We start from the raw sequence: 14,076 nt of genomic DNA, 5'->3' as shown, positions 1-14,076 counted from the left end.
CCTCAATTGAGGTTCAGCGCTTCTCCCACAACCAGGCGGCACCACGCACGCCGGATGAGCAGCCGTAGAGGTTTTGTACCACAGGGGTGCGGCACTCACGGCCCAGCACATACTTGGGCAGAATGTCCGGCAAACGGCTGTAAATCGCCTGCACATTGGACATGCCGCCACCAAGCACTATGGCGTCCGGGTCCAAGATATTGATCACATGGGCAAAGGCGCGCGCCAGGCGGTCAAGATAGCGATCGAACGCTTCATTGGCGAGCTTATCACCGGCATCCACCAGCGCCATAATGTCAACGCCGGTGTCAGCGCTGCCGCCATGGGCCCTGTAATCGCGCACAAAGCCGGTGCCTGAAACGAAGGTTTCGATGCAATCTTTGTTGCCACAGAAGCACTGGGTAGAGTTGAACTCGTCAGCACGCATCCAGGGCAGCGGGTTGTGTCCCCATTCGCCGCCGATGCCATTGCCGCCGCCATGTACCCGGCCATGGAGCGCCAGACCGGCGCCGCAGCCGGTGCCGAGAATAGCACCAAACACCATGCCCTTGCCGGCCGCTGCGCCATCCACGGCTTCAGATACGGCAAAACAGTTGGCATCGTTGGCAACCCGGACTTCACGGCTCAGGATTTTGCCAAGGTCTCGGTCAAGTGGATGGCCATTGATCCAGGTGGAGTTGGCGTTTTTCACAAGCCCTGTGTACGGGGAAATCACGCCGGGGATCCCAATCCCCAGCGTGCCTTCGCAGCCCACGGCGGCCTCGGCCTCATTCACCAAGGTCACTATGGCGTTCAGGGTTCCCTGATACTCCCTTGGCGTTGCAATACGCTTGCGAAACAGTTCACTGCCATCTTCACCCAATGCCACCAGTTCAATCTTGGTGCCACCGAGATCCACCCCCATTCGCATCATCTGCTTTCTCCACCTCAGCCTTGGCTGTTAATTGCTGTCCCACCCCGGCGCAGTAGCCATAAACCAGGGATTGAGGATATCTGCTTTGCTGTTGTAATCCAGTGGCCGTTTGTCACCAAACACCACCACCTTGCCCCCTGCGCTTTCCAGCACCGCCTGTGCTGCCGCCGTGTCCCACTCACTGGTGGGCCCCAAGCGGGGGTACAAATCCGCCCGCCCTTCGGCGAGCATACAAAATTTAAGTGAGCTGCCGACGCTGAGCAGTTCATGGTCGCCAAGTTCGGCCAAATATCCGGCCATCTCAGCAGACTGATGAGAACGGCTGCCCACCACTATGGGGGATACGCGCTTGGTCGAAGTGCCTGTGAGCGCCTCAGTATCGCCTTCACGTTCAAGCCAGGCGCCAACACCTTTTGCGCCCAGATAGCAGCTGTCCAGTACCGGCGCATACACAACACCTGCCACGGCAATGCCGTCACGGATAAGGGCAATGTTGACGGTAAACTCGCCATTGCGTTTGATGAATTCCTTGGTGCCATCCAGCGGGTCAATCAGGAAATACTCCTGCCAGTGACGGCGGGTTTCCCAATCGATAACCTCTTCTTCAGAAAGCACTGGGGTGGCGGGAAATGCGTGAGTCAGCTCATCAACAATCACCCTGTGACTGGCAAGATCCGCCGCCGTAACCGGGCTGTCATCGCTTTTTTGGGTAACAGCTACCTGCCCTTCGCCATACACGGTCATAATGGCGTCACCGGCCTTGCGGGCAATCAGCCCCAGGGTCGCCAGTGTCTGCTTATCCAATGCCACCAATGTCATACATCCTCCTGCATTTTGTGGCCCATTGTCGTTGGGCTGGGCAAAAACGGCAATTATGCCACTGCCGAAGCGCAGGAAATAATAACAAATTCGTTAAATTCAGTGCCAAAGATACTAAGGCAGCACCGGATTTCAGAAAAGAGCCGCTAACAGCTGTGCATTCGTATTCACAAGCCGGGCGCTACCAGGCGGTTGTGATTGCCATTGGCTGGCCCCGCCGTAGAATGCGGTTTTTCATCCGGTTTTCACTCGCTTAATTCAGCCTGGCAGTTTCTCCATGACACAACTCAATCGCCGTTTTGCTGCTCGCCCCTTTTTCTCTCGCTCTGTTTTCTCAGGCTCCTTTACCGCCCGAGCAAACCCGGTACGGCCGCTTCGCGTTTTAGCGCTGGTTTGCGCCTCGCTGCCTGGCCTGGCACTTGCCGACTGGTGGATTTCACCGGATGACCTGGCGCTCAGGGCCGATATTCAGCGTCTGGCCGACAGCGGCGTAATAACCGCCCCGGTACTCACCTACCCGCTGATGTGGTCAGCTGTTGAAAAAGACCTGCAGGCAGCCGACCCGATCAGCCTCAGCAATGCCAATCGTGATGCCCTGCTCAGGGTTCAGGCGGCCCTTGCCAAGGCCAAGCCAGCTGTGAGCATGGAGGGTAAATTCGGTCTTGCCAGCGATGAGCGCCGTTTTCGCGGCTTTGGAGATACCCAGATTGATAAAGCCTCGGCCACTGCCATGCTGCAGGCACAAAACGATTGGGGCATAGTGCAACTTGCCGGCAGCTGGCACGAGAGCACAGATGAAGGCAATCAGGCCCGCCTCGATGACAGCTTTGGCGCCCTGCGCATTGGCAATTGGGTGTTGGCGGCTGGCAGCATCCCCAAGTATTGGGGCCCGGGCTGGGACACAGGCCTTATCCAAACCACCAACGCCCGCCCCATGCCCGGAATCAGTCTGACCCGGGACAATTCAGCAGCCATTGACCTGCCGCTGCTCGAATGGCTCGGCCCCTGGACCTTTACCACCGCATTCAGCCAAATGGAGAGCGAGCGACACGTTCCCGATGCGCGCCACTGGGCAGCGCGCGCCACTATCAAGCCCTTGTCCAATCTGGAACTGGGCGCCTCCTGGGCCATGCAATGGGGCGGCGAAGGTTATGGCAATAGCCTCAAGGACTGGTGGAATGGCCTGTTCAACGGCGGCAAAAGCGAGAGTGAAGTGGAAAACGGTCAGGAAAATATGCTGGCTGGTTACGATTTTCGCTATTCAGCCAACCTGTTCGGCACGCCTGTGGGCCTCTATTACGAGCGTATCCACGAAGACTTCCATCACGGAAAAAAACAGCTTATCAACGCATCCAACCTCGGCGGTGTTGACCTGTATCTTGATGGCTTGAACACCCTGGTATTTGTGGAATATTCAGACACCAAGGCGGCCTGCAGCCCCGACCCAAACTATTACAACTGCATGTATGAGCACGGATTTTATCGCTCGGGCTATCGCTACTACGGCCGAAGCCTCGGAAGCAGCTACGATAACGACACCGAAGCGCTGGTGCTGGGCGCCGTGACCCATTTAGCCGGTGGTGAGAAACTCATCACCAAGGCTCGCTGGTTAAGGCTCAATGTGGACGGCACCGACACCGGCGCCCCCGGCGGCAATCCGCAGTCTCCCGGCCGCTATGAGCGGGTTTATCAGCTGGAAAGCCAGTATCGGATGCCCTTTGAAGGTGGCGAGCTGTTGCTGGAAGCCTCACTCGCCTACAGCGAGTACCCCGCGGTAAACGGCAACGACTGGAGCCCGTTCGCAGCAGTGCGTTACGAACGGCGCTTTTAACATCAACCTGGAGTTTACCAGCTGATTACTAAAGGCCTTTAAAAAAAGATATAAACTAAAGCCCCTCGTTCATGCTGCGCTGAAATGGTCGATGAGCGAGTCGAGGGTTTGATGGCCTCGCTGCTGTAAAAAGCGCAGCAGCGCCATCGGCGAGCGGTTGAGCAGCCGCTCCCTTGGGTAAAGCGCGCCATCGACTATCGCAAGGGCGTTATCAAAGCCGCCCAAATCAAAGGCAACATGGGAGTCGGAGCCCATCACCAATTGGGCGTCCAGTTTGGCGGCCATACGGGCAATGGCCAAGCAATTTTCTTCGCTGCCCTTGCGCGATGCGGTAAAGGAGGAGTTATTGATTTCCAGCGCCACGTTGCAGGCCTTGGCGGCGGAAACAACAGCTTCAATATCAATTGGATATGCCGGATTTCCCGGGTGGGTAATGATATCCACCAACCCCGACTCCATGGTGGCAATCATAGCTTTGGTGTGGGTCAGTTTATCGCTTGGGGCAAATACAGGCTCATGAAAGCCCGCCTGCACCAGATCCAGCTCAGACAGATACTCGCCGAAATAGTCGATTTCGCCCTTTACATTCATGATGTTGGCTTCGATACCCCGCAGAATTCCCACCCCATCCCACACTCTGGGCAGCACCCGTAAATTCACAAAATGCCAAAAGTGCGGCGCATCCTTCATCGACGGGCCGTGATCTGTGGTGGCAAAGAGGGTAATGCCCTTCTGTTTGGCCACCGCCAGATAATCGTGAATGGTGCTGTAGGCGTGAGTTGAAGCCACTGTGTGGCTGTGGGTATCGACCGGGAACTGCATCTTTTCTCCATCTCAGGCCTGCTGGGCTTCCTCCCATGCCTGACGCTTGCGATAAATAGTAGAGGCGCTGATATCCAAAAGCGCGGCGGCTTTGGGAATATTGCCTTCGCAGGCTTCAATGGCCTGCTCAATAATCTCTTTTTCGGCCAGCCACAGCGGCTTTATCCTCTCTGCTGACTCGCCAGAACCAATGTGGGAGTGGGAGTGAGTGCCACTGTGACTGGCCAATGCGTCATCGCCAGAGAGTGACTGCGCCCCATACCCATGAGCATCAGGCGGCACATGGTCGTCAGGGTCGCGCCAGTGCCCTTGGTCCTGAAAGTGGCTCGGCTCTGCGGGAGCCACGGGAGCCACCAATCTTGGTTTGTCATGACCGCCGCGGACAAACTCCGGCAACATGGCCTCGGTCAGTGTATCACCCTGATTGAGCACCACCATCTGACGCATCACATTTTGCAATTGCCGTACATTACCAGGCCAGGCATAAGAGCTCAGCAGCCGCATGCAATCGGCCGACATACTCTTAAATGCCTTCCCCTCTTCACGGCTGTATTCTTTCAGCAGCTTTTTGGCCAGCAGCTGCACATCTTTGCCGCGGGAGCGCAGCGGTGGCAACTCCACCGGGATCACGTAGAGCCGATAATACAAGTCTTCCCGAAACCGCCCGGCCTTCACCTCCTGCCAGGGATGGCGGTTGGTCGCCGCCACAAAACGCACATCCACGGTTTCTTCTTTGCCGCCGCCCACCGGGGTATAAACGCCGGTTTGAATAAACCTGAGCAGCTTGGCCTGCAAATCCAAATCCATCTCGCAGATTTCATCCAAAAACAAGGTGCCACCATGGGCCCGGCCGGCGGCCCCCTGACGTCCGCTGGTAGCGCCGGTAAAGGCACCTTTCACGTGGCCGAATATCTCGCTTTCCATCAGCTCCCGCGGAATGGAGGCGCAGTTGAGGGCTATAAAGGGCCCCTCTTTGCGCCTGCCAAGACTGTGAATGGCCTGGGCACAAACCTCTTTGCCGGTACCGCTCTCCCCTGTGATAAATACCGAAGCCTTGCTGTCTGCCACGTTCTCCAGGGTGCGATACACCGCCTGCATGGCCAAAGACTCACCGATAAAACCGCAAAAATTGGCAGTGGGCAGACTTTTTTCATAGCGGCTGACCAGTTGCAGCAATTCCCGCTGTTTAAGTGCATTACGCACTGTGATCCCAAGCCGCTTGGCATCGAAGGGCTTGACCAAAAAATCGAATGCTCCGAGGCGCATGGCATCCACAGCAATGTCAATGGTGCCGTGGGCCGTCATCATGATAACGGTCACCGACGGGCAATCGGCAGCGACCCGCTCCAGAATATCCATCCCCGACATATCCGGCAGCTTGATATCGAGAAACAATAAGTCGGGTTTTTCACGTTCAAGCTCAGCCAGCGCGTCTTCACCAAAATGCACATGGGTAACCCGCCCACCTTCGGCGCGCAGGTACTCACTGTAAAGCGCCCCCAGTGACTGACTGTCTTCAACCAGTAAGGCATTGAAACTCATTGAATACCCCCTTGACTTACTTAAACCGTGCCGCCATGGCATCGAAGGTGTGCGCGGCAAGCGTGCGGATTTCATCCATCAGCGGGCGGATCCCCTCCGGCTTGCCACTGCGGGCCTTTTCTTCCAGAACCCGTACCCGCTCATACAAGGTTTGGGCACCAAAGGAGCCTGAACTGCTTTTTAACGTGTGGGCTTCATCTTCGAGGCGGCGAAGGTCGCCCTCTTGCCAGCGTTGCTCCATGGTTTCAAGCCGGGCCTCGGTCTCCTGCCAGAAAACCTGCACCATGCGGGCAACACTCTGATGGCCAAGGGCGTCTTCAAGCTCGGTTATCACTTTTTCATTCAAAAGCGTGCTCAGGTCGATATCGGGTTCCGTGACGTCAACCGCCGCCTCCGTCGGCAGCCAACCCGCCAGCCGTTTAAGCAGCTCATCACGGCTGATGGGTTTGGGGATCACATCCTTCATCCCTGCTTCAATACAGGCGTCCAGCTCTTCTTTGAACACGTTGGCGGTCATCGCCAGAATAGTGTAATCGGGGCGCACAGCCAGTATCTCTTTGCTGGCCTGCAGGCCATCTTTAATGGGCATACGCACATCCATCAGGATAAGGTCGTAGCTGCCATCAAGCGCCATAGCGCAGGCTTCCTGGCCATTGTTGGCCACATCCACCCGCATTCCCTCCCGCTCCAGCAGACTGCGGGCCACCAGCTGATTGGCCGGGCTGTCTTCTGCCAGCAGCACTGTCTTGCCGTCCAGGTGGCTGAAGTCTGGCTTGATAAGCTTACTGCCGGCATCTTCATCGGGCATGGTGGAAATCAGTTCCAGCAACATGGCGCGGCTCAGTGGTTTATTCACCTGATGCTTGATGCCAAGCGCATCGAGCATGGATTGCACCTCCGGCCGCACCCCGGCCACCAGTGCCACCATGTTGCCATCTTCGAACAGGTAGCCTTCGCGCAGCAGCCGACATTGGCGCGCATCCAGGCTCATCAGGCAGGAATCATCAATCATGATCAGCATAAAGCGGCCGCTGACCCGGGCGATGTCCTGAAAATCAGTCACATTGCCAATCCAGAGACATTCCACCCCATACTGGGCATATTGCTTTTTGATAAGGCTGGCCACCTCTTCTACCGGATACAGCAACAGCACCCTGGGGTGCTCCGGCAGATGCCAGAAATGAATGGTTTCTTCTTCCGAAATTGCTAGGGTTGCATGGCCGCTGAAGCAGGTGCCGACGCCCGGGGTGCTTTCCACCTCAATGCCGCCGTCCATCATCTTCAATAGCTCGGCACAAATGGCAAGACCGAGGCCACTGCCCTTGTAACTGGTGTTACTGCCGTCGTGCACCTGAGAGAATTCGCTGAAGAGTTTCTTTTGGGCCCGCCGCGACATGCCAATGCCCTGATCCTGCACCCGAAAACACAGCTGTACCCGCTCCTGATGATTGTCCGGGATCCACATTTGCACCGACACAGTGCCGCGGCTGGAAAACTTGATGGCGTTGTCCACCAGATTGTGCAGCACCTGGCGCAGACGCTGACCATCACCAATCAGATGCTGGGGCACATTGCGGTTAATAAAGCTGGCGAGCTGAATGCCCTTTTCCTGCGCCTTGGGCGCCAGGATTTGCAGCACCTGTGCCACCAGCTTGTCAGGCTCGAAACTGCGCTGCTCCAGCACCATTTGCCCGGCTTCGATTTTGGAAAAATCCAGAATATCGTTGATGGTGGACAGCAGCGCCGTGCCCGCTTCCCGCGCTGTGTTGGCGTACAGCCGCTGCTCCTTGCCAAGGCCGGATTCCAGCAGCAAGGTCACGCTGCCAAGCACCGCATTCAAAGGCGAGCGGATTTCATGGCTCATGGTGGCAAGGAAGCGGGACTTGGCCTTACTGCCCGCCTCGGCCTGAATTTTGGCCGCTTTAAGCTCATTTTCGCGCTGTTTACGCTCAGAGATATCCCGCAAAAAAGACGCAAACAGCATCTCATCATCGAGCTTCACCGGGATCACCGTCAGCTCCACCGGCAGCACGCTGCCGTCTTTGCGACAGGCCGACAGCTCCACCTGCCGATTCAGCACCGGCCCTTCACCGGTCGCCTTAAAGTGCTCAAGCCCGGCCCTGTGGCCCGCCTGATATTCAAGGGGAATAATCAGCTCTTCCAGCAGTTCGCCAAGGGCCTCTTCACGGCGATAACCAAACATCTGGGTGGCGGCATCGTTAAACTCCTGCACCCTTCCCGCCATATCTATGGTTACAAAGGCATCGCGGCTGGCATCCAGTGTGGCCACCAAAATCGACTCATTGCGTTTGATTTCAGCCTCGTGGCGCTTCTCTTCCGACAAATCTTCAATCAAACCAAGAAACAGTCGCTCACCGGCCATTTCTATCAAACTGACATGCAGCTCAATGGGAAATTCCTCACCATTTTTACGCCGGGCAACCACCTCACGACCCGAGCCCAGCACCCTGGCATCGCCTTCGGCAAGAAAACGGTCGAGATAAGACTGGTGCAACCTGGCAATGTCCGCAGGCATCAGCACGGCCACGTTTGCACCAATCAGCTCACTGGCATCATAGCCAAACAGGCGGCTGACAGCGGGGTTCACTTCCTTGAGCACGCCCTGGGTATCCATCAGCACATAGCCATCGGTAGCAGTTTCCAAAATTGCAGCCAGACGGGTGTTGGCCTCCTCCAGTGCCGAGGTGCGCTGCTCAACCCGCTGCACCATCTCGTTGAACGCCTGCGCCGTCCGGGCAATTTCGTCGTTGCCACGCACCGGTAGCGGTACGTGGGGGTCGCCGCTTAGCAGACCGGCGCTGGCATCCCTGAGCTGCAGCAGGTTGCGACTCAGCAAATAACCAAGCCCCCAGGAAAACAGCGCCACCAGCACCATTTCGAGCGCCGCAATGGATAAAATCCGCAGCGATGCGTCCTTGATAAAGGAGGATAATGCCAGGGTATCGAGGCCTATTTCCACCTTACCGAAGTGATAGCCCGACTCAGTAATGGACGCCTCAACCGCCACCAGATCGTGCCTTGCCGCCTCATCATCATAGGCTTCTTGGTGGCCGGTTAAATCACCGCGGGACACCAGTACCCGCTCGTCGCCATAAATTTCGACGTAACGCACCTGGGTTTCGCGGGCCACTTCATCTACCAGGGCTTCGAGGGTCGACAGATCTGTGCTCAGCACCGCATCCTTGGCCGCAGCCGCCAGCAACACCGCCGTACTTTGGGCGCGCTTGAGGATTTCGGCCTCATTGGACTTTCGCAGGTAATCGACGCTGGTATACACCAGCAAGAGCAGCAGCACCCCTTCAATCAGGGCGATGCCAAGGATGGTTTTCAGCCGAAAGGACATGACTAGAGCCCTGGCGTGTCAGCGGGGGAATTGACGGTAGCATCGGCGCCGGTTTGCGGCAGCTCACCAAGCTTCAGGGCGCGGATATCATCCCAGTCACTGTCCTTGGCCTGCTTTAGCGCACCAAATCCGAGTGCCGACAACATGGCCTTGCCTTCATCATCGCCGCTCAAGGCTTCAAAAGCGCTGATAAGTTTTAGCGAAGCGGCATCAGTCACCGATGGCAGCGCCGCAAACGCGTGGGGCGTGTGTCCCGGGGTTTGCCACAGAATGCGCAGCTTGTCCTGCACCTCAGGCGCCTGAGCTTTAAGCGTGCGCATCACGCCGCCGCCCACGGCAAAAAATCCTCTGGATACCGCCAGATACACAGAGTCGTGGGAGCCTACATAGCGATAATTGGCCTCAATGCCCATTTGCCTGAGGGTTGCGCGGGGCAACACGCTGGCTGCAAAGGCCGCAGGCGCCGGCAGCGCAAGTTCCAGCCCGTTAATCTCATCGAGGGATGCGATGGGAGACTCTTTTGCCACCACCAAAATGCCCTTCAGGCGCTTGTCGGCCTCTTTGACCAGGGCGCGGTAACCCACCTTGTCGTGAAGTACCACGTAGTGAAAGGGATTCATGTAGGCCACATCGTATTCGCCCGCCGCCAAACGCCGCTCAAACTCCGGAATATCCGGGGCAGTGGCAAATCTCAGTCGAATACCAGTGTCTTTGGACAGCCTTGCCAGCAGCGGTGCCCACAGCCGCGCCAGGGTGCTGGCTGACTGCTGCGGCACTATGCCAAACACAAGCTCGCCAGGCAGTGCAGGCTCCGTTGGGGCAGTAGCCTCAGCCGCCAGCCCCATAGCGGCCCAACCGAGGCATAACGCAAGCAGCAGGCCGTGCTTTGCGCTTAACAAGCGTCTTGCCAGCCTGTGCATGCTATCGCGGATCCCTGTGCTCATTCTTACCCCCATTCGCCCTGCCAGCGCCTTGGATTGACTATGGTAGACGCCGTTGCATTTTGCAAAAAACCGCACAGCATTCCGCACGTTTCTTACGAAAGGAGCGCGCTAATCTTCTGATAGAAAAAACAATATCCACACTGGCATGGCCTTCGCTTAACCCTGAAAGCGTCGAGGCCACCGCAGCAAAACGGGCAACCTCAGGCGCCTGGCAATCGGGAACAGCTACGACATGAGGGAGCAAACATCATGGGGATGACAATCAACGCCGCTCATACAGCCGTCAGCATCAAAGTGCTGCTGGTGGAAGACACCGCCAGCGAACGCTTTTATATCGCAGAGCTGCTGCATCAGCAGGGCTTTGAAGTGATAGAGAGCGCATCGGCAGAAGAGGCGCTCGAGCGGCTGAACGAGCATCATATTGACCTGGTGGTAAGCGACTGGCGCATGCCCGGCATGTCTGGGCCAGAGCTTTGCCACATTATAAAATCGCGCCCACAACCGCCCTATGTGCTGATGCTGACCGCTAATGCCGATACCGGCTTTCTTATTCAGGGCATTGAATCTGGCGCCGATGACTACCTGCCCAAACCCTTTGCACCGGCGGTACTGAGGGTGCGGCTGCTGGCAGCGGTGCGGCTGATTGAGCTCAATCAAGCCCTGGCGAGACAAAATGCGGCGCTGGAGCGCGCCATTACCGAGGTCTCTGCTGCCAATCAACAGCTGCAGGCCGACTTGCACCAGGCCGCGCTGCTGCAGCAATCACTGCTGCCTGCACCAATGGAAGATATCAACGGCTGGCATTGCCTGAGCCGCTTTGCCAGCGCCAGCATGTTGGCAGGGGATTTGTTCAATATCATCCGTCTCGATGAGCAAAACCTTGGTTTTTACCTGATTGATGTTGCCGGGCACGGCAGCGCCGCCGCGATGCAGGCATTTTCATTGGCGATGATGCTCTCGCCCTGTCGCTGTGACTGGCACGGACAAACGCCCGCAGGGCTGATGTCGATGCTCAATCAGGGCTTTGTTGACCCCGGCGAACAGGGCCAGTACGCCACCGCACTGATTGGCAAACTGAATACCCAAAGTGGCCAGCTGAGCCTTGCCAGCGCGGGCCATCCGGCGCCCATCCTGCTGCGCAGGAACAGTCAGGGCGAAGACTGCGATCAGGTCGTCGACACGGCTTTGGCTGCGGCAGGCTTTCCGCTTGGGATTATGGATGCCAGCCAATACCCCAACATTGAACTTCAGCTTAATGGCGGCGATCGTTTGCTGCTGTTTTCCGACGGCGCCTACGAGAGTCTGCACGCCAACCATGGCCGCTTTGGTCATGGCAGACTGGTGCGCCTCGCCCACTCAGGCGCGCAGCTCAGTCACAGTGCTCTGATTTCACACCTTTACCATGCCATTCACCTGTGGCAAGGGGGCGTGTTTCAGGATGATGTATCGCTGATGCTGCTGTGCGCCCCGGCGCAATCCAACCCCGACGGGAGGTCCCATGAACAGTCTGCAGCTTAATCTCAACCAGCATCTTTGGGAGCAAAATCAGTTGTTTTTGGAACTGGAGCAATTCTTGTTGCAAAACAATGTGCATCCCAAACAGCGCTTCAAACTCATCACCTGCGTGCTCGAGGCGGTCGGCAATGTGCTGCACCATGGCAAAAGCCCGCTGGATAAGGTGATCCTGATTATCCATTGCAGCCACGACTGCCTGACAGTGGATTTACTCGACCCATCTGTGTCCCCCGAGCTCGCCATGCCCAGCCACTGCCCCGAACGGGACGGCGAAAACGGCCGCGGCCTGTGGATCCTCTACAACTGGATGGACAAGGTTAACTTTCAGCATGCCATCAGCGGCACTCACTTGCGCCTCAGTCTACTGAGGCACTGATGCCAACACACACGCCGGGGCTTCCCGGCGTGTTGCATTTTGCAAAAGCAAAACGCAAATCCCAATAAAGCACGCCAGACAAACTTCGTATCTATATGTTATTTATGCATTAATTTTTTGGCACAACTCCTGCTCAGGCTAAGAGGTCTTTGATAATCGGGGCAAGCCCCTCCAGGAGCACACCATGAAATTCAGTCCACTGCCCGGCGGCCACGCCAGCCTGATCACACTGCCAAGCGAAATGGTCATGGCCCAAACCCCCACCCACAGAACGGCGCTGCTCAAGCACATGGATGCCGGTGCCACCAGCCTGGTGCTGGATTTAACCCAGGTGCGCTACATGGACTCCAGCGGCCTGTCGGTGCTGGTCAGCGTGTACAAACGCGCCAAAGAACTTTCCGGTGACGTGGTACTACTTGGCCCCACCGATGGGGTGCGGGCGCTGATTGAGCTGACCCGGCTGCATCAGATTTTCGATATCTATGAAGATCGTCAGGCCGCTATCCGCTACGTCAGCGCCGAGCACTGACCAAAGCGTTAACCGGTACTGGTACGCCGCTTGTCGGCATGCTCAGCAGCAACCAGTAAAGCCGCCAGCAGCAGGGAGACAGCGCCATGAAAGCAGCAACCCAGCCAGTTAAAACCGCCATCGCCGTTCATGCCCCAATGGTTGCCACGCCACGGCGCTGCTTCCTGTGGGCACATTTCTGCGCGCTGCGATTTAGCCTCTGCGCTCTGCTGGCTGCCAGCGGTTTGCTGACGGCCTGTACCACGCCTTCCCTTGGTCATAGAGGCTGCAATCCGAACGAGTGCCACTTTTATGGGCCTGCCACGCCTTATGTTCGCACTGTCGCAGCAACGCCTGGCAGCTTGGTTCACACGAGCAACCTCACTCACCCACGCACTGAACAGGTTGACGGCACAATAGCTGCCAGCGCGGCAACTGCCGAGGCGGGGCTGCGGGACTTAACCCCGGGTCTATCCAATCCCCGCTTTTCTGTGGGGGACCGGCTGTCGGTAATGGTGCTCAATGGCCCCGAGTTCAGCGATGAAGTGGAAATCAATGCCGATGGTTTTGTGTACCTTAACTTTTTGCCACCCATCAATGCCGCCGGACGCCATCTGCAACAGCTTGAGCGCGCCATCCACCAAGCCATTGTGGATGAGCAACTGATGCTGCCAACTGCCGTGCGGGTCAGCGTGCGCCCCGTTAGCTGGGCACCGATTGAAGTGCTGGTGTCCGGCGCCGTATTTGAGCCCGGGCAGCACCTGATTAACCAAAGGCCTGAGCGGATGGATCCCGGCGAGTCGCAAAGCGGTGACTTGGGGGAAAAGCGCACTATTGCCGCCGCCCTTCGCGCCAGCGGTGGCATTCGCCCCGATGCCAACCCCAGCCGTATCCTGCTGACACGCGGCAATGCACAAGTCGAGCTCGATATCAGTGGCACCTTAAGCGGCGAACGGGTGCCCGAGTGGCTGCTGCAGGCAGGCGATCGTATCCATGTCCCCAGCAGCAAACAGTTTGATGAAACCCTGGTGCGACCATCGCAAATCACCGTACCCGGCATTCGGGTGTTTATCTCCAACCTCACCCAGCCTGCCAGCAGCAACAGCCAATCGGCGGTAGACAGAGAAGCGACCCGCTTCCCCTACGGCACCCGCCTGCTGGCCGGCGCCATTGCCGCCAACTGCGTCGGCGGCGCCCAAACCAGCAATGCCAGTCGTCAGGTACTGCTGGTGACCCAAAACCCGCTCACCGACCAAACCGAGGTGGTCGAGCGCTCTCTGGACGGGCTGCTCAAAGAGGCCTGGCGGCCGGAGATGAATCCTGTGCTGCTGCCCGGTGATGGCATTGCCTGTTATGACTCCTCGGTCACCAATATGCGCGAACTGGCACGCACTTTCAGCGATCTGCTGCTGCCACTCACCCTGGCCGGACTGCTGTAGGAG

General features: G+C 57.5%; 12 protein-coding genes. 5 read left to right on the top strand and 7 right to left on the bottom strand.

Going from position 1 to position 14,076, the window contains the following annotated elements; translation table 11 throughout:
* Positions 1-13: 13 nt before the first annotated feature.
* Together mak and cysQ are read right to left on the bottom strand one after the other, a co-directional pair.
* The gene (mak, locus tag MJ923_RS06345; protein ID WP_240590387.1) at positions 14-913 is read right to left on the bottom strand and encodes a fructokinase; all 900 of its coding nucleotides are present in this window, start codon (positions 911-913) and stop codon (positions 14-16) included.
* A gap of 27 nt (positions 914-940) precedes the next feature.
* Positions 941-1,732 carry a 3'(2'),5'-bisphosphate nucleotidase CysQ gene (gene cysQ / locus MJ923_RS06340; RefSeq protein ID WP_240590386.1) on the bottom strand — a complete coding sequence of 264 codons (792 nt, stop codon included), beginning with the start codon at positions 1,730-1,732 and terminating at the stop codon, positions 941-943.
* A 277-nt stretch (positions 1,733-2,009) separates the two neighbouring features.
* Here cysQ and MJ923_RS06335 point away from each other — a divergent pair, with 277 nt between their 5' ends.
* Positions 2,010-3,563, top strand: coding sequence for a capsule assembly Wzi family protein (locus MJ923_RS06335; protein ID WP_240590385.1), 1,554 nt, complete (start codon positions 2,010-2,012; stop codon positions 3,561-3,563).
* Positions 3,564-3,632: 69 nt separating this feature from the next.
* On the opposite strand, the gene MJ923_RS06330 is transcribed toward MJ923_RS06335, so the two are convergent.
* From MJ923_RS06330 to MJ923_RS06315, 4 genes are read right to left on the bottom strand one after another with little or no spacing between them, the layout of a single operon-like run.
* Positions 3,633-4,385 (bottom strand): phosphatase, encoded by a 753-nt coding sequence (locus MJ923_RS06330; RefSeq protein WP_240590384.1) that lies wholly within the window; start codon positions 4,383-4,385, stop codon positions 3,633-3,635.
* A gap of 12 nt (positions 4,386-4,397) precedes the next feature.
* On the bottom strand, positions 4,398-5,927 hold the full coding sequence (locus MJ923_RS06325) for a sigma-54-dependent transcriptional regulator (RefSeq protein ID WP_240590383.1): 1,530 nt from the start codon (positions 5,925-5,927) through the stop codon (positions 4,398-4,400).
* 16 nt (positions 5,928-5,943) lie between these two features.
* The gene (locus MJ923_RS06320; RefSeq protein ID WP_240590382.1) at positions 5,944-9,291 is read right to left on the bottom strand and encodes a PAS domain S-box protein; all 3,348 of its coding nucleotides are present in this window, start codon (positions 9,289-9,291) and stop codon (positions 5,944-5,946) included.
* A 2-nt stretch (positions 9,292-9,293) separates the two neighbouring features.
* Complete coding sequence (locus MJ923_RS06315; RefSeq protein ID WP_240590381.1) at positions 9,294-10,235, bottom strand: phosphate/phosphite/phosphonate ABC transporter substrate-binding protein; 942 nt, start codon at positions 10,233-10,235, stop codon at positions 9,294-9,296.
* A 249-nt stretch (positions 10,236-10,484) separates the two neighbouring features.
* Between MJ923_RS06315 and MJ923_RS06310 the strand changes: the two genes are divergently transcribed.
* The 3 genes from MJ923_RS06310 to MJ923_RS06300 all read left to right on the top strand — a co-directional run bounded on the left by MJ923_RS06310 (position 10,485) and on the right by MJ923_RS06300 (position 12,655).
* Entirely contained in the window at positions 10,485-11,753 is a 1,269-nt protein-coding gene (locus tag MJ923_RS06310) for a PP2C family protein-serine/threonine phosphatase (protein ID WP_240590380.1), read from the top strand.
* Positions 11,734-12,126: an ATP-binding protein gene (locus tag MJ923_RS06305; protein ID WP_240590379.1), complete on the top strand. Its 393-nt coding sequence runs from the start codon at positions 11,734-11,736 to the stop codon at positions 12,124-12,126. Before MJ923_RS06310 ends, MJ923_RS06305 begins: the two co-directional genes overlap by 20 nt.
* A 184-nt stretch (positions 12,127-12,310) precedes the next feature.
* Positions 12,311-12,655, top strand: coding sequence for an STAS domain-containing protein (locus MJ923_RS06300; RefSeq protein ID WP_240590378.1), 345 nt, complete (start codon positions 12,311-12,313; stop codon positions 12,653-12,655).
* Positions 12,656-12,663: 8 nt separating this feature from the next.
* Here the strand turns inward: MJ923_RS06300 and MJ923_RS06295 are convergent, their stop codons facing one another.
* Positions 12,664-12,915 carry a hypothetical protein gene (locus MJ923_RS06295; RefSeq protein ID WP_240590377.1) on the bottom strand — a complete coding sequence of 84 codons (252 nt, stop codon included), beginning with the start codon at positions 12,913-12,915 and terminating at the stop codon, positions 12,664-12,666.
* An 81-nt stretch (positions 12,916-12,996) separates the two neighbouring features.
* On the opposite strand from MJ923_RS06295, the gene MJ923_RS06290 reads away from it, so the two are divergent.
* Complete coding sequence (locus tag MJ923_RS06290; protein WP_240590376.1) at positions 12,997-14,073, top strand: polysaccharide biosynthesis/export family protein; 1,077 nt, start codon at positions 12,997-12,999, stop codon at positions 14,071-14,073.
* Positions 14,074-14,076: the final 3 nt, after the last annotated feature.

The organism is Shewanella zhuhaiensis (assembly GCF_022484835.1).
In the GTDB taxonomy this organism is placed as follows: Bacteria; Pseudomonadota; Gammaproteobacteria; order Enterobacterales; family Shewanellaceae; genus Shewanella; species Shewanella khirikhana.
Note: the sequence above shows the minus strand (reverse complement) of the source record. Positions and strands in the feature narration are given on the sequence as shown.